The sequence below is a fragment of the Alicyclobacillus hesperidum genome, assembly GCF_900107035.1.
Lineage (GTDB): Bacteria > Bacillota > Bacilli > Alicyclobacillales > Alicyclobacillaceae > Alicyclobacillus > Alicyclobacillus hesperidum.
In genome coordinates, this window is sequence record NZ_FNOJ01000004.1 from 190,192 (window position 1) to 214,142 (window position 23,951).

The following is a 23,951-nucleotide window of genomic DNA, read 5'->3' on the forward strand; positions in this document are numbered from 1 at the left end:
TACACTATATCTAGTGTTAATCTCATTCTGCAAACCACAATTACATAGACGAATCCTGGTGCTCGCAAATCGCGAGTGAAAAGGGAATCCAGTGGAAAGCTGGAACGGTCCTCGCCACGGTGATGTTCGATGTGCAAGCTATGGCTTTCAGCCAGCCACTCCGTCCTTGATGGGGGAAGGCGCTTTGGCACAGATGAGACTCAGTCCGGAGACCTGCCAGGATTGGTTGTGCATCACTCCCACGAGGGATTGGGAAGGGGCGATGGACGTGAAAACACGTGGTTCGAGCGCTTTGGCTTAGCTCGAATCAAAACCGTAGTTTTGGAATGTCGAACCCTGTTCCTTGATGGGAACAGGGTTTTTCTATGAAAGCGATGAGGAGCGGATAGATCATGACGGAACAAAGCGCGACCGGAGTGGTGCAAATGGAGTGGGAAGGATGGACCGAGCGGCTTGCGTCATATCGCGTGTACAAGTACAACGGCAGGGAGGCAGGATTCGACCTGAATAAATTTTATACATTTCTCGAGCGCGGATGCGCACAAGTCGACGGGTATGATCCAGAAAGCTTGGCGCAGGCGATTTACCCGCAGCTGCGCGACGGCATGACGACGTCTGAGATTGCCAAGATTGCAATCCAGGCAGCCGTAGAGATGACAAATGTGAGTGAACCGAAATGGCAGTTTGTCGCTGCACGGCTCTTGTTATTGGATTGCTACAAGCAGGCCGGACGCAATCGCGGATACGACTTCATCGGTTATGGGGACTTCCATGAATTGATAGAACAGCTTGAACGAATCGGACGCTACGGCACCTACGTACGCGAGCACTTCAGTCAAGAAGAAATCAAGGAACTGGCCGCCTATATCAAGCCCGAGCGGGACTACTTGTTTAACTACGTTGGTCTTAAACAACTCATGGATCGTTATGCCATTCGCAACCTCGCCGGTGGCATCATGGAACTGCCTCAAGAACTATTCATGGGCGTGGCTATGCATCTGGCGATGAAGGAACAGGACAGGCTCCACTGGGCGAAACGTTTCTACGACATGCTGTCGACGTTACAGGCGACCGTTGCAACACCGACGCTCAGCAATGCGCGCAAACCGTTTCATCAATTGAGTTCCTGTTTCATCGACATGCCCGAGGACGATCTCGTCAGCATATACGCGACAGATGAGGCTTTTGCAAGAGTGTCGAAATTCGGTGGTGGTATGGGCATTTACGTTGGCAAAATTCGCGCGCGCGGATCGGCTATCCGCAACCATCCCGGCGCCAGCGGTGGCGTGGTTCCCTGGATTCGGAACTTTAATAATACGGCTGTTAGCTGTAATCAATTGGGCATGCGCAGCGGTGCAGCGGCTGTTTACCTAGACGTATGGCATAAAGACATTCTTGACTTTCTGCAATTGCGCACGAACAACGGCGACGAGCGCATGAAAGCACACGACATTTTTCCAGGTGTCTGCATTCCTGATTTGTTCATGCGCCGGGTCGAAGAGCGTGGTACGTGGCATCTGTTTTGTCCGTACGAAGTGCAAAAGGTGATGGGATTTTCGTTGGAGGATGCTTGGGGCGAAGAGTTTGAACGTAGATACGAGGCTTGCGTAAACCATTCTGACCTGCCTCGAAGCGAAATTCCGGCCATCGAAATCATGAAACGAATGATGCAATCTGCCTTTGAGACCGGCACACCATTTATCTTTTTCCGCGATGCGGCGAATCGCTTAAACCCGAACAAGCATGCGGGCATGATTTATTGCAGCAACCTTTGTACTGAAATTATGCAAAACATGAGCCCATCGCGGCGAAGTGAGGAGATTGTAGAAGGCGATATCGTCACCGTGCGCCAACAAGCCGGAGATTTTGTCGTGTGTAACCTGTCTTCGCTCAACCTTGGACGGTGTCGTGATCGCGAGTCGATACGGGAGACGGTGCGCCGACAAATTCGCGCGATGGACAATGTGATCGATCTCAATCACTACCCTGTCGCACAGGCGGCCATCACGAATCGAAAGTACAGAGCAGTTGGCCTTGGCATCAGCGGCTATCACCAATATCTCGCCGAAAACGGGCTCGTTTGGGAATCTGAGCAGCACTTGCGGCATGTCGACGAGCTATTTGAATGGATCAATTACTTTGCCATTGAGGCATCGCTGGAACTGGCAAAGGAAAAGGGTCCGTATCCACTCTTTCATGGCTCTGATTGGGAGACGGGTGAATATTTCGAACTGCGCGGTTACAGGAGCCGCCCGGGTGGCCCGGATTGGGATACGCTACGCGAACAAGTTGCTCGCTACGGTGTGCGTAATGCGTACCTTGTCGCCATCGCGCCGACGAGCAGTACAAGCCTCATTGCGGGCAGTACCGCCGGGATCGATCCGGTGTTCGCACGCTTCTTCCTCGAGGAGAAGAAAAATGGTGTCGTGCCGCAAACGGCGCCGAATTTGAACGAACGCACATTCTGGTACTACAAAGAGGCGCACACCATCGACCAGAGCTGGAGCATCAAAGCGTGCGCGGTGCGCCAGAGGCACGTAGATCAGAGTCAGTCGTTTAATCTGTACATCACACCTGACATCAGTGCGAAGGCTTTTTTGGACCTGTACTTGTTGGCGTGGAAGCAGGGCTTAAAGACGGTTTACTATGTTCGCAGTAAAGCAGTGGAAGTGGAAGACTGCGTGGCTTGTTCGTCATGATCTCGAAGAACATGCCCGGTATTCGCTCAAGAAAAACTCGTGCGCATCACGATTCGAAATAGGAGAGATTATCGATGAAGCTGGAAAGGACCAGACTGTTTAACGCGGCGGGTGATCGCGATTGGGGCAAGCGACGGATCATCGGCGGGAATACGACAAACATGATTGAGTTGAACAACATCAAGTACGATTGGGCATATAAGCTGTACCGCGCCATGATGAATAACTTCTGGATTCCGGAAGAAATTGCGTTGGCGGACGACGCCCGTCAGTACGATGCGCTAAGCGCGGATGAGCAGCGTAGCTACAATAAGGTATTGTCGTTTTTGATTTTCATGGACAGCCTGTTGACCCACAACTTGCCTAACATCAACGAATACATCACGGCACCGGAGGTCAATTTGTGCCTCACCGTACACGCATTTCAGGAAGCGGTGCACTCTCAGTCGTATGGCTATATTCTTGACTCTGTCGTCAATGCAGCCACGCGCGATGCCATTTACAATGAGTGGCGGGAAGATGAGCATCTGTTGCGCCGCAACCAGTTTATCACCGACTTATTTGAACAGTTCATCGCCGATCCGAGTGACCGCAACCTATTGAAGACGGTGGTCGCCAACTATATTCTCGAAGGCGTATACTTTTACGCTGGGTTTAGTTTTTTCTTTGTGCTCGGTCGTCAGGGGAAGATGTTGGGGACGGTCTCCGAAATCAAGTTTATTCAACGAGATGAGCTCACGCATTTGGCTATTTTCCGCAATTTGTACCACGAGATTATCCGAGAAAACAAAGAATTGCTCACGCCTGAACTGGAACAAGAGTTTCTTCAGATGATGCGAACTGCGGTCGATCACGAAGTCGCCTGGGGACAGTATGTGACAGGGGGCAAGATTGCAGGGCTGACGGACGTCTTGATCGATCAATACATCAAGTATTTGGCGAACATACGCTTGCTGTCACTTAATCTACCTATTCTATATCCAGAAATAACAGAACACCCCATGCCTTGGCTCGACAGTTATGCGTCTATGAATTCCATGAAGACAGACTTCTTCGAACAGCGCGTGACCAGTTACACCAAAGCTGGAAACCTAAATTGGGACGAACTGTAATGTGAGTATAGGCTCGGTACGTATGACAGGGGGCATCATCCGTGGCGCATGCCATCATGGTGGTTGGGACGTCCTCGAACGTCGGGAAGAGCGCCATTTGCACAGCACTATGTAAAATTTTGGTCGATGCTGGTTATCGCGTCGCGCCGTTTAAGGCGCAAAACATGTCGTTGAATGCAGCTGTGACCCCAAAGGGTGCCGAGATCGGTCGGGCACAGGCTGTGCAGGCAGAGGCGTGTGGGATTGAACCGAATGAACACATGAATCCGGTACTGCTCAAGCCAACCGCGTTCAATGCGTCGCAAGTGGTGCTTCAGGGTCAGGTGTATGGCACAAAAACCACGGAATCGTATTTTCGCGAACAGCGGCAAGCCATTTGGGCAAAGGTTGAAGAGAGTTACCGCGCGTTAGAACAGAGATTTGACGTCATTGTCATTGAAGGGGCCGGTAGCCCGGTTGAAATCAATTTGAAGGAACACGACATTGCGAATATGCGGGTCGCCGACATGGCCGACGCAGACGTCATTTTGGTGGCCGATATCGATCGCGGCGGCGTCTTCGCTTCGGTCGTCGGTACACTCGCGTTGCTGAGTCCGGCCGAGCGCGCGCGTGTCAAGGGCGTCATTGTCAACAAGTTTCGGGGGAACGCGAATCTCTTTGCCGAAGGCGTACGCATGCTGGAAGAACTGGCTGGCGTCCCAGTTCTCGGCGTGGTGCCATACGTCTTAGACATCGGTATTGACGAAGAGGACTCCCTCGGGTTGGCGGGCGATCGCTACAGTCAGCCAGAAGGTGCGGGAGAAAATTTGCTCCAAATCGGTGTCGTTCAGGTTCCGCACATCTCAAACTTTAACGATTTCGATCCGCTGTTCGCCGTTCCAGGCGTATCGGTTCGGTTTTGCCAGCGCCCGCAGGATCTCGCCGGCTGTCACGCCGTCATCTTGCCTGGAACCAAGAATACAATCGAAGACCTTCGCTGGTTACAGGAACGCGGCTTTTTTGCCCCCATTTGGCACGCCTTCGCAGGTGGAGCCGCGATCGTCGGAATCTGTGGCGGATACCAGATGCTTGGTATCGAAGTGGAAGATCCATTTGGCGTCGAGTCAGGCGAGCGGTGGTCCTCTGGTTTGCACCTGTTGCCTGTGCGTACGGTGATGGCACAGAACAAGGCGACTTACCAAGCTGAAGGCGAGACGACTTTGTATTCGGGAATCCATGTTTCCGGATATGAAATCCATATGGGCGAGACCCTGCCATTGGTGGGTACGCGGCCTTTTGCACAAATCACACGCCGTGGCGAAGGAGTACGGCGTGATGACGGAGCCGTCTGGCATGCCGGGAGGGTGGTTGGCACCTATTTGCACGGCGTGTTTGACAACGATGCATTTCGTAAAGCGTGGCTGCAGTCAATACGCGGTCGCTTTCGACTGGAAACAAGCACTCGCGGCGAAAGAAGTTTTCGTGAACGGCGATGGGATGCGATTTGCCGCTTTGCGGACGTCGTCCGTGCCAACATCGATACTGCCACAGTTCGCACGTGGGTTGAGCAAAGGGCGTCGAATGGATGACGCCTACGGTCCATGCGGTCATCATACATATCTTGATCACTGCCGCGGCGCTGGGCGTGGATCGCGCAGTTGGCGATCCGAAGTGGCTCCCTCATCCCGTCGTTGCGATTGGGCATTTCGTCCATGGGTTCGAAAAACGTTTCCATCGGGTAAACGCCGCCCCGTGGCAACAGTGGCTCGCGGGTGCCGCGCTAACCTTGTCGACGTTAACCTTGGTTTTCGGTGTAACCTGGGGCGTTCTGGCGATTGTCATCCGGATTTCTCCTTGGTTGGTAGTGATTGCAAATCTCTGGATTTGCTCGACGACTATCGCTTGGAAGGGTCTGTGTGATGCAGGGCACATGGTCGACCGCGAACTGAGAGAACATGGGCTCGTGGGTGGTCGCACTGCTGTGTCGCACATTGTAGGGCGCGACACATCTGAACTTTCGGAAGCAGAAGTCGTCCGCGCTACGGTCGAAACGATCGCTGAGAATTTGGTCGACGCAGTGGTGTCGCCCGCACTGTTCGCGTTGGTCGGTGGCGCTCCACTCGCCATGCTGTACCGCGCTGCCAACACGCTCGACTCGATGGTCGGGTACCGCAATGACCGATATCGCTGGTTCGGATTTGCCTCAGCTCGATTGGACGATTTGCTCAACTATGTGCCAGCTCGGGTCGCGACGAGCTTGTTGACAGGCGCGATCGCGTGTACAAAAGGGGACCTCCGCGGCGCTTGGCGGGCACTTTATCGCGACGCGCACAAACATCCCAGTCCCAACAGCGGCATTCCGGAAGCGATGGTGGCAGGCGCATTGGGCGTCCAACTGGGTGGATTGAACTATTATGGTGGCGTTGCTTCACACCGTGCCACGATGGGAGAAGCGCGCCGAGCACTCACGCGAAATGACATTGAACAAAGTATCCGTATTCTTAATGTTGCTTGCTGGCTGCTCATGGGGGCGCTTGTTGCGGCCATGGGTGCAATCGCCTTAGTAGCACTACGAGGAAGGGGGATCACAGGTTGACACACGGCCATGGGGGGCGCGTATACGAATATGCGGAACAGACAGGCGTTGCCCCACATGAACTGCTCGATTTTAGTGCGAACATGAATCCACTGGGTCCGCCCGCGACGGCGCTTGCCGCCATTTCGGAACACTTAGCTGAGATTCGTCACTACCCTGACGCCCGCCACCTGGAGGTGCGCGAAGCCATTGGTGAGCGTTTTGGCCTACCAACAGACTGCATCATGTGTACAAATGGTGCGGCGGAGGCCATTGATATCGCTATTCGCCACCTACGACCAGGAACGGTGTGGATTTTTGAACCTGCCTTTGCTGAGTACGCGCAGGCGGCGGCGCGTTCGCACTGCCATATCGAGCGCTTGCCCTTGGCAGAGAATTTAAACGTGTGCGAGGCACTTTGCGCGGCGTCGGTGCGCGAGGGAGACGTAATTGTCCTGAACAACCCGCATAATCCCACGGGGGCGATATGGACAGCCAGGCAAGTGGCTCTGGTCATCAGCTTTGCAACGGAGCGCCATGCAAAAGTTCTTGTGGACGAATCATTTCTCGACTTTCGGCCCGATGAAGAGAGCTACAGCGTACTGTCACAGGTTATCATGACAAAGGATGTGCTGGTCGTGCGCTCGGCGACTAAAATCTATGCCATTCCTGGCCTGCGCTTCGGCTTTCTCGCAGCACACCCGTCGTTCATTCACGAGATCGCCAAACATCGCGATCCTTGGAGCGTCAACCAATTGGCACAGCGGGCCGCGCAAGCAGCGTACCGGGATCGAGGCTTTCTGGACGCGACACACGCTTGGCTTGCAACCGAAAGTGCATGGGTTCATGCGACTTGGGGCAAGCGCCAGGACGTCGTTTGGTACCCACCAAGTGTCAATTACGTGTTTTGTCAACTTGCCGACGACATACCTATCTCCGCGATGCTACAATCATTTGCGGACCGTGGTATTTTTGTGAGAACTTGCGGGAATTATCATGGCTTGAGCGACCGTCACATCCGCTTTGCGATCCGCCTGCACGCGGACAACGAGCGCCTGTACGATGCGTTTTGCGCCTTGATTGCGAGTTTGTGAGTCTGCCACAGGGACGTGCCAAGTGAGTGTTATTGTCGCAAAGGGCGGGATGTTGTCCCGCTTTTTTCACGTTTTTTGCGAACTTGCGATTGAATTTTTGCGTTGCGGGATTACAATAAATCACGTCATATGGCATCCATACATACCAGTGCATAGGAGTGGCCCAGAAGGGGTCGTTTTGCTTTTCTTGGGCAAACTAGGTTTGGCACAAGTGCACGACGAGGAGAAATCATATGCATCATCCACATGGATTATTTTGGTTGCACCCTGTTCTCGTTTGCGTGATCATCGCCGCGCTCGCATTTGCCTTGCTGAATTTTGGCAACGTGAAACGAATTGTGGTGGGTAAGCCGATCCGATCCCGCGAACTGCATGGCTCAAAGCTAAAGTTGACATGGTGGATTGCACTGCCGGTGCTTGCGGCCGACCTTTATTCGTCCGTCGCATACGGCCCAGAAGCTGGGATTACCGAGCTGGCACCGCTTGGTAATGATGCGAAATGGATGATTATTCCCATCACCGCGTCGACGGTTCTGTTGCTCATGATTTTGATTACATCGTATATCATGGGCGTGATCGCGTATCCGAACGGTGGCGGCGCATATGCGATAAGCAAGGATAACTTTCAGCGACCTTGGGTCTCTCTTGTCGCCGCGAGCGCACTGTTGGTTGACTACGTGTTAACGGTTGCCGTGTCTGTGTCGTCTGGCGTCCAGACGATGGCTTCGTCGTATCCAATTCTGGCCAACCATGAGACCGAGTTGTCGATTTTGTGCGTGATCATCATTCTGTTCGTGAACTTGCGGGGTGTTTCGGAATCATCGAAGGTATTTGCGTATCCAACGTTTTTGTTTATGGCTTGTATGTTGTTTTTAATCGGCGCTGGCTTCGATGACGAAGTGCATCACGGGTTTGTGCAACCTGTCACACCCCCGTTTGGCACGATTCCGGCGGGACTTACCTTGATGTTGTTATTGAAGGCGTTTAGTTCCGCGTGCTCGGCCCTCACTGGTGTTGAAACCATATCCAACGCAGTGCCTATCTTCCGCGACGGTAAAAACGGGGCGATTAAAGCCTACATCGCGCTGGGGATTATCACAGGTATCACGCTTTTAGGCTTTGCGTACCACCTTTACGTGCGAGGCATTTCGGTCAATCCGAACAACACCATGCTATCGCAGCTGGCTGGCGATTATTTTGGCCATGGTATCGTGTATCAGGTCATCATAATTTGCACGTTCGTCGTGCTGATTTTAGCTGCCAACTCGACGTTCACTGGTTTCCCACAGCTGGCTGCCTTGGTGGCGAGCGACCGCTTTTTGCCGCGGGCATTGACCCTGCGCGGAGATCGCCTCGGTTATTCCAATGGCATGATTTCACTCGCGGCACTGGCATCACTGCTCATCGAGGTATTCCATGCGCAAACCAATGCCCTCATCCCGTTGTACGCGATTGGCGTATTCGTCGCATTTACTGTGGCGCAACTCGGCCTGTTTAAGCGCTGGATCCGCGTCAAAGGCAGCATGTGGCGCACAAAGGCCATCATTAATGGGTGTGGCGCGTTTATCACAGGTCTGGTCGCGGTCATTTTTGCGGTCACCAAGTTTACGAGCGGCGCCTGGATTGTCCTCGTCGTCCTGCCTGTGGTGATTTTCATCGCCATGAAGATTCGCCAGCACTATATTGAGGTTGCCGATGAATTGCGGATCGATTTGCAGACGGTTCGCCCACAAAAGCACAGAATTGTCTCTGTTGTGCTCATTTCTGGGATTCATCGTTTGGTCGTGGATACCATCTCATTTGCTATGAGCAGTACACCGGATGTTATTGCTTTGTATATTGGGTTTGACGACGAATCAATCGAGCGCATGGAGCAAAAGTGGGAAGCATGGGGGGCACCATGTCGACTGATTACCATTAAGAGCGAATATCGGTCACTTTTATACCCGCTTTCCAAGTTTATTCGGCGTCTTGAAACGTATGAAGGTGGAAAGCCGGACCACATCCAGTTGCTCATTGCGCAGTTTGTTCCGAAAAAGTGGTGGCACAATCTTTTGCATAACCAGACATCGCTTTTGATTCGCGCATGGATGTTGCGTCACAAAGATGTCGTCGTTTCGACCGTGCCATACCATTTGCGCAAGTAGGGGAAACCACATACATCCAACACAGCCGTATCGATCCTTGCGGTTGGTCGATACGGCTTTCTCTTGTCGTGACACGTGAATATGTCGGGATCCACCAACTAAATCGTTTCTATAGGAGATTGCAGGTGATATGCTAGAGTCATCCAAATGAGACGTTGGTTGGGGGGATTGTATTGCCAGGAAAGCGCTTGCGTATCATTCGTGTGATCGGATTGCGTATAGCCGTCATTCCGATGCTACTGTGCATCCTGATTATCTTAGGCAATGCACTTGGATACTTGAATCCCGCGGCAACCAATCAGTCTTCGGCAATTCCAGGTCTATCAGCGGCGAAACCAGCCCCGTTTTGGCATTCCGTGTACACAAGCCTTGTGGCCATCGGTACTTTGCATTGGGGCGCTGGTCCTCAGATTACGCGGGAACTGGTGTTACGTTCGCTCGAAATCAGCTCCATTCTTACGTTTGGCTCCTTGTTTGTCTCCGCGCTCGTCGGTATTCCATGTGGCATTTTCGCAGCTTTGAAGCCACGCAATCCACTTTGGCAAGCCGTTTCGGCTTTCTGCGTCTTATTGGGGCAAGTCCCCCCTGCAGATATGGCCGTTATTCTCATTTTTACGTTCTCTTTAGGATGGCATCTCATTCCACTCAGTTATGGTTGGGGTTCTGTGGCTGATGCCATTTTACCGATCATGACGGTGGCCTGCTTTAATATTGGCTATATAGTCAAGTACACGGAAGCCGGCATGCGTGAAGTGATGCAAAGGTCCTTTATTGCAGCTGCGCGCGCTCGCGGTGCAGGTACCGCAACCGTTGTCGCGCACCACGCATTGCGCCCTGCGCTGACGGGACTGTTGACGTTTTTGGGTCCTCAAACGCCGATGACGTTATTTTGCACCGTGATCGCAGAACAAGCGTTTGCGATTCCTGGCATTGGCACCATGCTCGGGATTAAGGTGACGACCTATGGCACCCCCGCGTTTGGCAGCGGCACAACGTTATCGATCACTTTGTTCATTTTTGGACTATTTATTATGGTTCTGAATCTACTCATCGACATTGCGTATCTATGGCTCAATCCGCTCGCAGACTAAAAGGGAGGGACGTTTATGTCGTTCGCCGCTATCTCCGATTGGCATGAACGCGCTAGCCATGGCCGAAAACGTAGACGTCGCTTAGCTTGGCGTCGGTTTTGCCGAAATGGACTGCCTGTTATCGGCCTCGCCTACATTGCACTGCTATTTATCGTCGCGATTGTAGGCCCATTCGTCACCCGACAGCCCACAGTAAACATATTTCAGGCAAACCAAAGTCCGAGTTGGGCGCATCCATTTGGAACCGGGCAATATGGGCAAGACTTATTGACACAAATCGTGCGCGGCCTTGGCGGTACATTGCTTATCGGTGTGACAGGTGCGGCGATTTCGGTTGCCATTGGCCTCATCGTCGGCATGGTGGCGGGCGTCTTCGGCGGCTTTATCGATGCCGTGCTCATGCGGCTCACCGATTTTGCCTTTTCGATCCCGACGCTCATCATCGCCCTCTTCATCGTGGTCGTCACAGGCTTTAGTGCTTGGAACGTCGGCTTGTCTATAGGCCTTGTCACCTGGGCGGGATGCGCTCGTCTGGCGCGCGGCCTCGCGCTTTCCGTGCGCAATGGAACGTTGATTGACTCTGCCATTCTCGCAGGTGGTTCGCGCTGGTACATCGCGACGCGCTATGTGTTGCCGCAAATTGCATCGAATATGATTGTGTTCTTCGTATTCCAGGTGGCGTCTGTGCTGTTTCAGTCCACCACACTCATTGCGCTCGATCCACAATATGTTCCACTGACTGGTGGACAATTGCCACCTGGTTCCAATCTGCTTCTCAATTTACTGAATGGCGGTGGCGGATCCTACATCGGCTATCGTTGGCTGTTCTGGTTTCCGCTAGGCGTATATTGCTCCATGGTCATTGCGCTCTTGTGGATAGGCGATGGCCTGCAAGCGCTTTTAAACCCACAACAGCCATTGCCGAGGCGCTGGTTTGCGGCGTGGCCGCGGCTTCGTGCGGCGAGGGGGGGCAAGGGGGTGAATATGCATGGCTGACTTCGTTGTTGAAGCGCGAACAGACTTCAGTAACGATGTATCCAAGCAACCTGTACTCGAGGTGCGGGATTTAGTCGTCCGGTTCGAGCGTGCCGACGGAGTGGTCCATGCGGTAAACGGTGTCGATTTCGCCGTACGGCCTGGTGAATGGCTTGGTATTATTGGCGAGAGCGGATCAGGCAAGTCGGTGACCCTGATGTCCATTCTCGGTTTGCTCGGAGAAGGTGGGCGAGTGATCCGTGGAAACGCGTGGTTTAACGGAGTGGATTTGGTTCAGTTGTCCGACCGGCAATTGCGCACTGTGCGTGGGAAGGATATCGGCGTCGTCTTTCAAAACTTAGCCGAGGGCTTTAATCCCTATTTGCCGATTGGGTCACAAATCGCGGAAGTATTGGTCAATCATCGTCTGTGTACGCGTCGCACCGCTCATCGACGCGTGATCGAGTTCATGCATGAGCTCGGAATTGCGGATGCGAAAGCGCGCTTCCAACAATACCCGCACGAGTTGTCCGGAGGCATGCGACAGCGAGCGATGATCGCAAGCGCCATTGTCAGCGAGCCGAAGGTGATTTTCGCTGACGAGCCGACGACGGCACTCGATTCGACCGTGCAAATGCAGGTACTGGCACTGTTGACGGACATCTGCCGCAAACGTGGAACAGCGGTCGTGATGGTCACGCATGATCTTGGCGTTGCAGCCCATACGTGTGACCGCATCGTGGTCATGTATGGGGGCGTTGTGATGGAAGAAGCACCGATTGACGAATTTCTGCAATTCCCAACGCATCCGTATACACTCGGCCTGCGCGCCGCATCATTTGATCCGGAACAGCCTGATAGACCCTTGCGTCCAATCCCGGGAGTTGCTCCCGTGCTTCTAGAGGCTCCCCGAGGCTGCCCGTTTGCGCCACGCTGTCATATGGCCACAACGGTTTGTCGCGAACGCCTACCTGCGCTGCGACAAACGCGACCAGAACACCGCGTCGCATGTCATCACGTACAAGGGGAGAATGAGCATGAGCCTTACCCCATTCCTTGATCTGCGTCACATTGAAAAATCATTTCGCGTCCGCGGAAAGCAACTACCCGCCGTGCGGGATGTTTCGTTATCGATTCGGGAAGGTGAATCGCTTGGCCTCGTCGGTGAAAGCGGGAGTGGGAAATCCACCCTAGGGCGATGTGCCATCGGACTTACAGCGCCGGATGCAGGCAGTGTGCGCCTTTTGGGTGAGGAACTTGTTGGTCGATCCCGTCGGGACCTGCGCCCAATCTGGCGACACATGCAGATGGTGTTTCAAGACGCCGGGGCCGCGCTGCATCCCCGTATGACCGTCGGGCGCAACGTGATAGATCCGTTGGTTGCACGACGGCTTGTTTCTCGGCGAGAAGGTTGGGAGATAGCGCGACAGTTGCTCGAACAAGTGGGGTTACATGCGGATCAGGCTGAGGCCTTTCCGTTTGAATTATCTGGAGGCCAACAACAGCGCGTCATGATTGCAAGAGCTTTAGCTGTTGAACCCAAACTCCTCATTTGCGATGAAGCAGTATCGGCTTTGGATGTCTCCGTGCAGGCACAAATGATGGACTTGTTCATACGGTTAAAACAAGAGCGGAATCTTTCGTATCTATTTATATCACATAACCTGCCGACGGTCGGTCAAATTGCCGACCGCATTGCGGTCATGTATCTCGGCCAGATCGTCGAAGTCGGCACCACGCAACGGATGTTTCAGAATCCGTACCACCCATATTCGAAGGCTTTATTCGCATCCGTGCTACCGATTCCTGCGAACGTCAGCGCACGGAGAGAATTGCGTGCATTGCCAGGCGAAATGCCCTCGCCGTTCGATCTACCACGTGGTTGTCCGTTTCACACCCGATGTCCTGTAGCTGTCGACCGTTGCCGCGACGTTCGTCCACAGTTGCGGGCGATTGACGTTGACCACCAAGTGGCCTGTCATCTAGCGTAAGGCTTTATTTCGGCATAGATCCGCATGCAAACGATATTGTATAGTCTAGACGAAGACGATTGCGGACAACGGCCGAAAGGCGGGGTGCAGCTTGTTGCTGCGGCGCAGAACGTGGAGAAGTATCAATACCGTCACGGACCACGATCCCGGCAATTTGCGGATTGTACCAGGTATACGTAACGCGTTTGGCGTAGTGCTACCACTGGTTTTCGGACTTATTTCTCAGCATGTACTTTCAGGCGTCGGCATCTCCGCCGGCGCTTTGGTGTCTGGTTTTGCAGGCACGGCCGGCACCGCACGACGTCGGACGCGAACGATGTTGCTTGCAACCTTATGGATGACGGTAACCACGTTGGTTGGTGCAATCGCCGGGGCGCACACGTGGCTCATCGTGCTGTTGACCATGGTCAGCGGCTGGATTGCAGGCATGATGATAGGTGTGAGTGCTGCCGCGGGGCAAGTGGGGTTGTTGTCGACCAATGCCTTGATTTTGATTTCGACAAGTCCGCAATCTCCGAGTGGCGCGTTTTATCGAGCGGGGTTAGTCCTCGCAGGCGGACTCCTGCAGATGGCCATCATGATAGTTGTAGATCTTTGTACAACTGACAGTGCGGAGGCCGACGCGGTCACACAGGTGTACAACAGGCTTGCGACCTATGCGCGCGATCGCACACGCGACACAGACCTTGCTGTTGCCACTGCACTCGTCGATGCGGATGCGACATTGCGCGACTCGTATATGCGTATGCCTGCGCGTGCCAAGCTGTATCGATTGTTGAACGCCGCTGAACAGGTGCGATTCTATGTGGTCGCGCTCGTCGAGATGGCAAAGGGCAGGGCGTATACCAGTCAGCGCGACGAGTCGTCGACAGCTGCCCTTCACGCCTTGCGACGCGTTTCATCCATTGTCGAACAAGTCGGAGGCGATGTTTGGGCGTTTGCAGCAGGACGTAATCGCACCTTGTCGACTTTCGGACTATTGGTTCAGGCGGCGAGTGAATTGGAGGAGCTCGCAGAACAGATGCAGGGTGATGTTTGTGCACACGTGCGTGCAATCGCCGTCGCCTTGCGGCAACTGCACCGCGATTTAAGCGAACGTACAGTTTGGCATTTACCCGCCGAGGCTCGCGAGTCGATAGGCCGCCGACTCAAAAAGGCAGCGAATTCGTTTCTTAGCCATTTGACGTTCCATTCCGCTACATTTCGACATGCGTTGCGGGCGAGTGGTGCAATGGGTCTTGGCATGCTTGCTGCGCGCGCCTTGCCTTGGCAACACGCGTATTGGTTGCCGTTGACCGCAAACATCATTTTGCGCCCTGACTTTACGGCGACCTTCGGACGCGGCATCGCCCGCGTGATCGGCACAGTCGCCGGTATTTTACTTGCGACCGTCCTCATGGTTGGCGTGCACGACAAGACGGGCATGTTTGGCAGTTTGCTCATCGTCGTCTTCGCGGCAGCGATGTATATGCTTGTCAACTTTAACTACGCATTGTTTAGTTGCGCATTGACAGCCGAAACGGTGGTTCTGCTATCGTTCTTTGAGCGCGCGCCTGCCTTCGTGACGATGGAAGATCGCCTGCTGGATACAGTGCTAGGCAGTTTCCTCGCATTTCTCGTCTATCTCGTCTGGCCGACTTGGCAATACCGCGAAATTCACAGCGTGATCGCAGATGCTGTAGCGGCGCAAAGAACATATTTTCATGCTGTCTTCAAAACACTTCGCGATCCGCAAGGTACAAGCCCTTCACCGCGCAATTTCCAAAGTCAGAGGAGCGCAGTCCGCGTTTCGCGCACAAACGCGGCGGTTGCCATTCGCCAAATGTTAAACGAACCGGTCGGTCCGACATGGAATCCGCACACGCTGCTCGGCGTGTTGGTTGCCATCCATCGCCTGTCAGATACGTTGCTCTCCATTGAGGCGTACGTGTTGGAGCGGCGGATCGAAGAACCGATTGGCGAGGATGTTGTGGAGATAGGTCTGGACATCGAGCGTGGACTGAATCTGATTGAGACGATCATCCGCAGGAATGCCACGGAAACGCTGGGGGACAAGCGGGGAAGGGAACGGGCCGTGACAGCCGCGTTCGCAATTGATGTAGATTTGGCACAGCAAGACGTCATTGCTCGCGCGTTTGTGCGAATGGACAACACGGCGTGGACAATTGTCCGTATGCTGCAAATGGACATCGTGGCGTCGAATATCTGATCTACAAATGCCGGATACAGACTTCGCTCTGAGGTCCGAACGAACTTTCCTCAAACCCAAGCCGTCTATATGATAGGATCACGAGTATGTGTGAATGACGGGAGGGATAAGGTGGATCACACGAGACGAGAGCAAGCGACAGACAACAAGCGACGACAGCAGGCGAATCAGCCGCGGCGTTCACGGAAGCGATGGGTAACCTTTGCTTTCGCATGCTTTTTATACATCTTCGTTTCGTCGTCATTGCTCATTTTTCATGGTCCATTCTCAGCTGTTCGCAATTACGTGATCGACACCTTTGACGAAACTCGACATGGGTACTTATTGCGGCCATTGTCGCTCTATACGGTGTCGAATGCAGCGATCGAGGCTCACGCTTTGGCGAAGAACGGCATGGTGTCGGAGACGACTCCGATTTCCGAGATTGCGACAAAAAACTACACGAATAGCGATGGCGCCATTCACCTATATACTTACCATGGCGAAACATTCACCGCCTACATTATGGTGGTGGACAATCCGAAGCGAATTCGTGTTGCCGTAACCAAATACATCGGACGCAATGGTGAAACCGTCCAACAGATGGTCAATGATGTAGGCGCGGTCGCTGGCATTAACGGCGGTGCTTTTTCGGATACGAATCAGCAGGGGACAGGTGCGAACCCTCTTGGCATTACGATTCACGACGGGAAGGTTATTACAGGTGCTGGAACGACTGCGAAGTACCCGGAGATCGCGTTTACAAGTGGCGGTCAGATGATTGCGGGAGACTATTCGCTCTCTGAACTTCAACAAAAGAATGTGCAGGAGGCACTCAGTTTTGGGCCGGTGCTCGTGTTAAATGGGCAACCTGTATCGGTCCCAGACCAGGGATATAATCCGCGAACAGCGATTGGCCAAACAGCAAATGGCAAGGTGATTTTAATAGTCACCGATGGTCGCGGTCAGTACGGACAACTCGGGGCATCGATGGCGGATATCACGGAACTCATGTTGCAATATCACGCTGTGATCGCGGCCGATCTCGATGGCGGTTCGTCGACCACCATGGTGTATAATGGCCGACTGGTCAACACACCAGTTGACTTGACAGGAGCGCGCAGCGTTGCCACGTCGTTTGTCGTAATGCCAGAAGTGGGAGGCAGCTCGAAATGACGTCTAGACGCCGACTCGGTCGCTTGTTCTTAGGTGTTGCTGGCTTGGCGACAATGATTGAAGTTGCGTTTTTTCATCACTTGAACCATTTGTTGAATTCTCAACAAGTCGCCACAGAGCGTGCCATTCAACGGCTTGTCCAAGTCCGCTCGACACAAGTTCTAGCAAACCTGAAACAGCACTATCAGGGTGTAACGGAATCGCCAAACGGTCAATACGCGACCTACGTCGATACGGCTACCAATGGCACGGATGTCGTTCACGTTGTGTCGTTAGAGACCGGCAAACAGGTCAGCGAAGCCACGGATCTTTATCCTGTGCAATACGTCGACTGGTTGGGCAATACGGAAGTTTTTGTGGGTGAGCAAAGATCGCCTGGCGATTTGGAGTTAAACACGTTCTATGTGTCAAACGGGCAACAGGCGGATGTCACTGCAGCAAGTGTGCCAGTATTTAGTGGCCTTTCGCCAGATGCACAGATCACCAAGGTTACCTACAGTACACAGACAAACGACATATTCGTATTGATCACGTCCAATGGATCAAGTGAGATTTATCACGTGGGAACCATGGAAGATGTGCAATCTGTTCCTGTGCCCGCCGGTTACGTAAAAAACATTGCGATGACGCAAACGGGCAAAATTCTGTACGTTGAAATCAATCAGAATGGCGTATGGAATGTCCTCAAGCTGTCGGAAACGAGTGCAACAAGCAGTTATACGCCGGATTTCGAGATGAATGCTCAGCTCGTCAAAGCAAATGCCGCACTGATCAGCGTGATCGGCGACACGTTGTATTACGGGAATGTGAACAGCAATGGCTTGGTGACATCGGTGTACAAACAGTCCCAAGGGACGCCTCAGTTGGTCAAACAACTCACCCGTCCGATTTTGGCGAGTCGCATTTCGGTTACCGGCACAGGAGATTTGGTACTGAATCCATCGGCAGCAACGAACGCCTCCGTATAAGATACGGAGGCGAACGGTTTTAAGCGAAGGGGCGGGATCTCAGTGTACGGTCACCTTGATTGCAAGCGCGTATACGATCTGGCAGTCGAGACCGACGGCATTCGCGTATTGGTTGATCGCCTATGGCCACGCGGTGTACGCAAGGAAGACGCACAAATTAGCCACTGGTTGAAAAACGTTGCTCCGTCGCCTCAATTGCGAACATGGTTCGCACATGATCCCAACCGCTTTACGGAGTTCTCTACTTTATACCGAGAAGAACTGGATACTGATGAATCGCATCAACAGGCGGTGGGTCAAATCGTGCAGTGGTTACAGGAAGGTCCTGTTACTCTCGTCTACGCCGCGCGCGACGCACAACACAACCATGCCGTGGTGCTTAAGGCATACGTGCTCGATCGTTTACGATGAGAGATTTTTGCAACTCGGTGTTGGGGAACTGCGCGCCATCCGCTACAATGAAATGGCAAGCGTGCCGAGCACGCGTGTAACTCAGAAGAAGAGGAGAGATATGCAAGATGGTTGAACGCAAAGGTGCATTTACTTTCATCGATCAAGCGTGCACGTTGATTGGGCCCGAACTGAAAGTTGGCGATACAGCACCTGATTTTCACGTCATTGCCAATGACCTATCCACCGTCACACTGGCTGACTCTCGCGGCAAGGTTCGTATCATAAGTGTAGTGCCTTCTTTAGATACGGGTGTGTGCGATGCACAAACAAGACGCTTTAATGAAGCGGCTAGTGAACTAGGTGAAAACGTGGTCATTCTGACCATTAGCGCAGACCTGCCGTTTGCTCAAAAGCGCTGGTGCGGTGCGGCTGGTGTCGAGCGGGTTCAGACACTTTCGGATCATCGAGACATGTCTTTCGGAAGTGCATATGGTACATATATTAAGGAAGTTCGCCTCGAAAGCCGTGCTGTTTTCGTCGTCGATTCGAATGACAAGATCGTGTACGTCGAATATGTACCGACTGCCGGTCAGCACCCGAATTACGAAGCTGCACTCGAAGCTGCCAAGGCGGCGAAGTAATTCGCGTTTACACTCGGTAGCATTCAGTTTCAAGGCTGTATAGACGAGATGGGCGTGTTCTTGTCTGTACAGCCATTTTCGTTTTTTAGTTAACATAATATATATTATCGGACGTAACGATCGTGAAGGGAGGGAGTATGCGATTTCGGTTTTCGTCACGTCTCCGATGGCAGCACAATTTGCTTCACGCCGTCGATTTCCGCAATTGCCTGAATCACTTTCTCCTTGCTTGACATGTGTTGATGAATGCGTACGTATAAATCGATATCCACGAGGCCTTTTTCTTCATCCGTACGGTCAATCAAGATTTGTTCAATACTCATTCCGAATCGCTCCAACGCGGAGCTGATTTTCCCAATGAGCCCGGGGCTATCATTGGCTGTAATCATGATGTGCTGCATATTCTTGATGAATCGACGCTCGAGCGGTTTCAAAAGGACAAAACCAACGAGCACAAGGCCCGCACAGGTTATGCCAAGGATGTATAAACCGGCTCCAACCGCCAATCCAATACCCGCGGTTGCCCATACGCCGGCAGCTGTCGTGAGACCGCGGATCGCGTTTCGTTGAAAGATAATGACACCGGCGCCGAGGAATCCAATTCCACTCACCACTTGCGCGGCAATTCGGCTTGGGTCTAACACAATCGTGTGATTATGGATCACATCCGCAAATGCGTATTTAGACACAATCATCATGAGGGCACTGCCGACAGCAACCACGAAATGCGTTCGCATACCGGCCTGTTTATAGTGAACTTTCCGCTCGAACCCAATAGCCGCTCCAAGAACGCCGGCTAGCACAAGACGCAAAATAAACTCCGAATTGAGGTGCATAGAGTCCTCCTCGGCCGATTTCGTCACACTTGCGAAACAGCAGATAGCGCGAATCGCCTATGGTGAATTGTGCTGCAACAAAACACATTCAGCCATACGCTCAATTCGCCCCCCTTGCCACACCTAGGATAGGTTTCACTTTTATCCTTGGAATAATCACCAACTTTCTTTCACCTTACTACAATACAACCGCCGCCTTCGACAAGGCGGCGGCAATTACGGGATGCTCCCGCTATCTATCTGAATGAAGCTATGCCTTAGACTCAAACGTTGAAGGAGTCGCTCATATTGAGCACAGCACCATCCGCGGTTGGTTTGACGAATTGGGAACGTTTGATGAGTTCCTGCAGGATACTTTCGTACGCATCGGCGTCAAATGGCACATCGATCATCTGCCTTGTAAACGATGACAGCATGATCCCGTTCGCCAACAGGAGCCCGTTAAGACCTTCCGTGCCATAAGCGATGAGTGGTTCAGACGAACCGAGAATAGCGTTGATAAAGCGATCCGCGACGACGTGGTGTCCAGTCGGCACCTTGGTGTCTACCGGGATTTCCGTGTACCAATTCTCGACATGAGCAAATCCTAGTTTTGATTCCGCAGAGAACTTGAACATCGACTCGCGATTTCGATGGAATACAATCTTTGCATCCTCGTACACCACCTTGCCGTGTTCCCCGACAATCTCCAGGCGGTTCGTGCCAGGCGACTCGCCTGTCGTGACAATAAAGTGACCTATCATACCGTTTTCGTGTTCAAAGTACGCTGTGACTTCGTCCTCTACCTCAATCTTATGGTATTTGCCGATGTGCGCAAAGCCGCTGATACGCGAAGGAAGGCCGAACAGCCATTGGTACATGTCGAGATTGTGCGGGCACTGGTTCGTTAGAATGCCGCCTCCTTCGCCCGCCCACGTGGCACGCCAACTTCCGCTGTCGTAGTACGCTTGTGTGCGAAACCAAGTTGTGTTGATCCATGTGACACGAGTTAAGCGGCCGAGATCGCCGTGGTCAATAAGGTCTTTTAATTTTTGATAAAACGGATACGTCCGTTCCTGAAACATGATACCAAATTGCAGGTCGGGCTTTCTGCGCTTTGCGTCTTCGTAAGCATCAATCATCTTTTTCGCATCGTTCACATGAACAGCGAGTGGCTTTTCGCAAAGCACATGGATGCCCCGGGCAAAGGCGTCGATCGCGACAGGTACATGTGCGTAATGGGGTACGGCGATGATGACGGCGTCAAGTCCACTGTGATCGAACAGATCTAGATGATTGTAGTAAGGAGTTGTTCTGTAACGTCTGGCGAACGCATCCGCGTGCTCGCGGACGACGTCGCACACGCCCACAACCTCGACGTGATCCATGTCCGATAAGTAGGACATATGTGTCGTTCCGATATTGCCGAGACCCACTAGTCCGACTTTCACTGTACCGCTTGCATGTGATGCCGTCATCCTTTTCAACTCCTCTTTTATTCCAAGTTGGCCAAGTAGTCCTGTAAAATCGCTAGATGCTTGGGTAATGCCGTTTCAGCTGCTTCGATTTCCGGGTGCCACTTGCGCTCCCATTCGATACAGAGAACTCCATCGTAGCCATGAGCGACAAGTGTCTGGACGATCTCGCGAACAGGCACCTCCCCTTGGTTGAATGCGACCAATTGCCACCCGTCACCGACTCTGCGTGCGTCCTTGAGATGGACGTGCCGCAATGTCTCGTTCAAATTTTCGAAAGTTTCAACGACGGTTTCACCCATGCGGTATGGGTGATGAGTGTCCCACAGGGCACCGATTGCCGAACTTCCCACTTGCGAGACGACATCGCGAACCAAACTGGAATGCGAGAAGTCGTCGTGCGTCTCAAGCAGGACGGCAACACCTAATGCCTCTGCTCGTGGAGCCACTTGTGCCAATGCATCCGCCACATAAGCAACCGCTTGTGCATCACTTAAATGATCCGCACGAAAGGTTCCACCAAATGTCCTCACAAAGGGCACCTCGAGGCGTGCTGCCAGCTCTATGTACTGCAGCAACTCCTTCACGTTTTGCCGCCGCTCCCCTTCATCGGCCGTTGCAAACTTCGTGGACGCCCCGATCCCGACCATCTCAACGCCGCTATCGACTGCCAGACGTTTGAGTCGCTGCTGCACATCTCTGTCAAGTTCCGGAGAAATGACTTCGCCGTCCAAAAGGCGAATCTCAACACCGTCAAATCCGAATTGAACGGCTTTTGCAAACACTTCTTCGATGGACCACTCGGGACACGCGAGATTGGAATATGCAATGCGCATGGACATGTTCCTCCCTGTTTGCTCAATCAAACACCAAAGATGGCGTCCTTACCTAACAGAACATATGCCACATGCGAAAAGAAAAGAGTAAGCGCTTCCTATGAAGGATTGACAACCGCACGGTACTAAACGATCTGGATTGGACACCGAAAAATAGGGCTTCTCCAGACAACGGGTCATAAGAAGATTGAATACTTCGCCTTTTCGAACTAAAATTCCGAAGTAATCATCCCGCGCTATTCTTTACTATGCCAATAGTTTAGTCCAAACGATTACGAAAACCACTAGCCATCATAGCCTTTGCTCCAGCCGCGACACTTTTACCAGTTCCAGTACCTTTTGCGCCGTTTCCTCAATGGCGCGATCCGTCACGTCAATAAGCGGGCAACCGAGATCCCGTACTACGGTTTCAGCATACAGTAGCTCTTCTTCGATCCGCCTTCGGTCCGCGTACTGGGCGTGCATGGGCAACCCCATGTGCCGCAGGCGTTCACTCCGAATCCGGATCATGTTGTCCACACGCATGGTGAAACCCACGATGCGTTCGCGGGGAATTTGCCGCAACTCGCCGGGGAGGCGCACCTCCGGCACCAGGGGTAAATTTGCGACACGCACGCCTTTGTGTGCAAGAAACACACTGACTGGCGTCTTCGAAGTGCGCGATACGCCAAGTAAAACGATATCTGCGTTTAACAATGCGCGTGGATCTCGGCCGTCATCCGCTTTCACGGCGAACTCGATGGCATCCACGCGCTTAAAATACTCGTCGTTGAGCGTATGCAGAAGGCCTGGCTGGCGCTTTGGATGACCGTGAAAGGTATCGATAAACGCTTGCATCATCGGCCCCATAATGTCGACGACACGAACGCCGCGGCGAATGCTTTCCACTTTCATCATTTCGCGGAGTTCAGGCTGTACGAGCGTATATGCGATGAAGCCGCCCGAACGCTCGGCGGTTTCGACGACGTCCCGAATTTCATCTTCCGTCCGCAGTTGAGCATATCGCACAATGTGCACGCGCCGCATATCAAATTGGTGGATTGCCGCTTGTACGACCGCTTCCGCAGTATCGCCAAGCGAATCCGAACACACGTAAATGGTTTGCGCCTCGGCGCGCCAGGCCTCGGTCATCGCCATGTTGTCCCCCATTCCGCGACCAACCGTGCCAAGGTGGTCTTTGTGATGCGGCCCACGACAAGCGGCCGCATATCGTCCCTCTCATGCATATGTACAACAGGCAGGCTATCCACCTTATATTCGATCATCCGCTTGGCGGCATCCACCACCCGATCCGCCGGCGTCACAGTCTCGATATTCGGGTAGCGCGTCATGACCATGCCAACCGGCAGCGTTGTAGCATTGGCATTGCCTAGAGTAAATTTCAACATGTCTTTGCGCGACACTACACCTTGAAGCCCACCGTCATCGTCGGCCACAATAAGTCCGCCGACGTCTTCCAAAAACATGGTGATGACAGCGTCGTGCACAGTCGTCGTCTCACGAACGATGACGGGCAGCGATTGGACATCGGCCACGCGCAAGGTGTCCCACGGCGCCTTTTCGCCGTTTGCACTCTCTTCACCAAGGAAATAGCCGACGCGCGGCTTCGCGTCCAACTTCCCCAGCATGACGAGCAAGGACAGATCGGATCGCAAGGTTGGGCGGCTGACGCCGAGCATCTCAGCGAGTTGGTCGCCCGTAATCGGCTGGTGCGTCCGCACGAGCCGCAGAATTTGCTGTTGACGAGGTGTGAGTTCGATGCTTCTCAGCTCCTCCAACAACGTACGGCCTGGCTA

Annotated in this window: 20 protein-coding genes and 1 riboswitch; of the genes, 15 read left to right on the top strand and 5 right to left on the bottom strand. The window is 53.1% G+C overall.

What is annotated here, in order from left to right; translation table 11 throughout:
* The first annotated feature begins 39 nt into the window (after window positions 1-39).
* Window positions 40-235: riboswitch (cobalamin riboswitch) on the top strand.
* A gap of 157 nt (window positions 236-392) precedes the next feature.
* The 15 genes from BLU70_RS04705 (at window position 393) to tpx (ending at window position 19,029) form a co-directional block, all read left to right on the top strand.
* Window positions 393-2,699, top strand: coding sequence for a ribonucleoside-diphosphate reductase subunit alpha (locus BLU70_RS04705; RefSeq protein WP_083341152.1), 2,307 nt, complete (start codon window positions 393-395; stop codon window positions 2,697-2,699).
* 74 nt (window positions 2,700-2,773) lie between these two features.
* Window positions 2,774-3,811, top strand: a complete 1,038-nt coding sequence (locus BLU70_RS04710) for a ribonucleotide-diphosphate reductase subunit beta (protein ID WP_006447621.1) — start codon at window positions 2,774-2,776, stop codon at window positions 3,809-3,811.
* A 41-nt stretch (window positions 3,812-3,852) separates the two neighbouring features.
* Window positions 3,853-5,379: a cobyric acid synthase gene (locus BLU70_RS04715; protein WP_074692416.1), complete on the top strand. Its 1,527-nt coding sequence runs from the start codon at window positions 3,853-3,855 to the stop codon at window positions 5,377-5,379.
* On the top strand, window positions 5,376-6,386 hold the full coding sequence (gene cbiB / locus BLU70_RS04720; protein ID WP_074692417.1) for an adenosylcobinamide-phosphate synthase CbiB: 1,011 nt from the start codon (window positions 5,376-5,378) through the stop codon (window positions 6,384-6,386). The genes BLU70_RS04715 and cbiB overlap by 4 nt, the downstream gene beginning before the upstream one ends.
* Entirely contained in the window at window positions 6,383-7,459 is a 1,077-nt protein-coding gene (cobD, locus tag BLU70_RS04725; RefSeq protein ID WP_074692418.1) for a threonine-phosphate decarboxylase CobD, read from the top strand. Before cbiB ends, cobD begins: the two co-directional genes overlap by 4 nt.
* A 233-nt stretch (window positions 7,460-7,692) precedes the next feature.
* Window positions 7,693-9,606, top strand: a complete 1,914-nt coding sequence (locus BLU70_RS04730; RefSeq protein WP_074692419.1) for an APC family permease — start codon at window positions 7,693-7,695, stop codon at window positions 9,604-9,606.
* Between the two features lie 173 nt (window positions 9,607-9,779).
* Entirely contained in the window at window positions 9,780-10,697 is a 918-nt protein-coding gene (locus BLU70_RS04735) for an ABC transporter permease subunit (protein WP_074692420.1), read from the top strand.
* A 15-nt stretch (window positions 10,698-10,712) separates the two neighbouring features.
* Window positions 10,713-11,693, top strand: a complete 981-nt coding sequence (locus BLU70_RS04740) for an ABC transporter permease (protein ID WP_074692421.1) — start codon at window positions 10,713-10,715, stop codon at window positions 11,691-11,693.
* Window positions 11,686-12,732 carry an ABC transporter ATP-binding protein gene (locus tag BLU70_RS04745; RefSeq protein ID WP_074692422.1) on the top strand — a complete coding sequence of 349 codons (1,047 nt, stop codon included), beginning with the start codon at window positions 11,686-11,688 and terminating at the stop codon, window positions 12,730-12,732. Before BLU70_RS04740 ends, BLU70_RS04745 begins: the two co-directional genes overlap by 8 nt.
* Window positions 12,710-13,663, top strand: a complete 954-nt coding sequence (locus BLU70_RS04750; RefSeq protein ID WP_074692423.1) for an ABC transporter ATP-binding protein — start codon at window positions 12,710-12,712, stop codon at window positions 13,661-13,663. The genes BLU70_RS04745 and BLU70_RS04750 overlap by 23 nt, the downstream gene beginning before the upstream one ends.
* 91 nt (window positions 13,664-13,754) lie before the next feature.
* Entirely contained in the window at window positions 13,755-15,872 is a 2,118-nt protein-coding gene (locus BLU70_RS04755) for an FUSC family protein (RefSeq protein ID WP_244885120.1), read from the top strand.
* Between the two features lie 111 nt (window positions 15,873-15,983).
* Window positions 15,984-17,027, top strand: a complete 1,044-nt coding sequence (locus tag BLU70_RS04760; RefSeq protein WP_074692424.1) for a phosphodiester glycosidase family protein — start codon at window positions 15,984-15,986, stop codon at window positions 17,025-17,027.
* Entirely contained in the window at window positions 17,024-17,995 is a 972-nt protein-coding gene (locus tag BLU70_RS04765) for a hypothetical protein (RefSeq protein WP_040290122.1), read from the top strand. Before BLU70_RS04760 ends, BLU70_RS04765 begins: the two co-directional genes overlap by 4 nt.
* A 42-nt stretch (window positions 17,996-18,037) precedes the next feature.
* Window positions 18,038-18,406: a DUF488 domain-containing protein gene (locus BLU70_RS04770; protein WP_040290119.1), complete on the top strand. Its 369-nt coding sequence runs from the start codon at window positions 18,038-18,040 to the stop codon at window positions 18,404-18,406.
* Between the two features lie 107 nt (window positions 18,407-18,513).
* Window positions 18,514-19,029, top strand: a complete 516-nt coding sequence (tpx, locus tag BLU70_RS04775) for a thiol peroxidase (protein ID WP_006447607.1) — start codon at window positions 18,514-18,516, stop codon at window positions 19,027-19,029.
* 155 nt (window positions 19,030-19,184) lie between these two features.
* On the opposite strand, the gene BLU70_RS14940 is transcribed toward tpx, so the two are convergent.
* From BLU70_RS14940 to BLU70_RS04800, 5 genes are all read right to left on the bottom strand, one after another.
* Window positions 19,185-19,865 carry an MgtC/SapB family protein gene (locus BLU70_RS14940; protein ID WP_074692425.1) on the bottom strand — a complete coding sequence of 227 codons (681 nt, stop codon included), beginning with the start codon at window positions 19,863-19,865 and terminating at the stop codon, window positions 19,185-19,187.
* A 263-nt stretch (window positions 19,866-20,128) separates the two neighbouring features.
* Complete coding sequence (locus tag BLU70_RS04785; RefSeq protein WP_074692426.1) at window positions 20,129-21,322, bottom strand: Gfo/Idh/MocA family protein; 1,194 nt, start codon at window positions 21,320-21,322, stop codon at window positions 20,129-20,131.
* A 17-nt stretch (window positions 21,323-21,339) separates the two neighbouring features.
* Complete coding sequence (locus BLU70_RS04790; protein ID WP_074692427.1) at window positions 21,340-22,155, bottom strand: sugar phosphate isomerase/epimerase family protein; 816 nt, start codon at window positions 22,153-22,155, stop codon at window positions 21,340-21,342.
* A 291-nt stretch (window positions 22,156-22,446) separates the two neighbouring features.
* Window positions 22,447-23,286, bottom strand: coding sequence for a pyruvate, water dikinase regulatory protein (locus BLU70_RS04795; protein ID WP_006447603.1), 840 nt, complete (start codon window positions 23,284-23,286; stop codon window positions 22,447-22,449).
* Entirely contained in the window at window positions 23,283-23,936 is a 654-nt protein-coding gene (locus tag BLU70_RS04800; protein WP_006447602.1) for a helix-turn-helix transcriptional regulator, read from the bottom strand. Before BLU70_RS04800 ends, BLU70_RS04795 begins: the two co-directional genes overlap by 4 nt.
* Between the last annotated feature and the right edge of the window lie 15 nt (window positions 23,937-23,951).

Coding starts and splice junctions, on each gene's coding strand:
- BLU70_RS04705 (WP_083341152.1), top strand. CDS start 393: ATGACGGAACAAAGCGCGACCGGAGTGGTGCAAATGGAGTGGGAAGGA.
- BLU70_RS04710 (WP_006447621.1), top strand. CDS start 2,774: ATGAAGCTGGAAAGGACCAGACTGTTTAACGCGGCGGGTGATCGCGAT.
- cbiB (WP_074692417.1), top strand. CDS start 5,376: ATGACGCCTACGGTCCATGCGGTCATCATACATATCTTGATCACTGCC.
- BLU70_RS04730 (WP_074692419.1), top strand. CDS start 7,693: ATGCATCATCCACATGGATTATTTTGGTTGCACCCTGTTCTCGTTTGC.
- BLU70_RS04740 (WP_074692421.1), top strand. CDS start 10,713: ATGTCGTTCGCCGCTATCTCCGATTGGCATGAACGCGCTAGCCATGGC.
- BLU70_RS04745 (WP_074692422.1), top strand. CDS start 11,686: ATGGCTGACTTCGTTGTTGAAGCGCGAACAGACTTCAGTAACGATGTA.
- BLU70_RS04750 (WP_074692423.1), top strand. CDS start 12,710: ATGAGCCTTACCCCATTCCTTGATCTGCGTCACATTGAAAAATCATTT.
- BLU70_RS04765 (WP_040290122.1), top strand. CDS start 17,024: ATGACGTCTAGACGCCGACTCGGTCGCTTGTTCTTAGGTGTTGCTGGC.
- tpx (WP_006447607.1), top strand. CDS start 18,514: ATGGTTGAACGCAAAGGTGCATTTACTTTCATCGATCAAGCGTGCACG.
- BLU70_RS14940 (WP_074692425.1), bottom strand. CDS start 19,865: ATGCACCTCAATTCGGAGTTTATTTTGCGTCTTGTGCTAGCCGGCGTT.
- BLU70_RS04785 (WP_074692426.1), bottom strand. CDS start 21,322: ATGACGGCATCACATGCAAGCGGTACAGTGAAAGTCGGACTAGTGGGT.
- BLU70_RS04790 (WP_074692427.1), bottom strand. CDS start 22,155: ATGCGCATTGCATATTCCAATCTCGCGTGTCCCGAGTGGTCCATCGAA.
- BLU70_RS04795 (WP_006447603.1), bottom strand. CDS start 23,286: ATGACCGAGGCCTGGCGCGCCGAGGCGCAAACCATTTACGTGTGTTCG.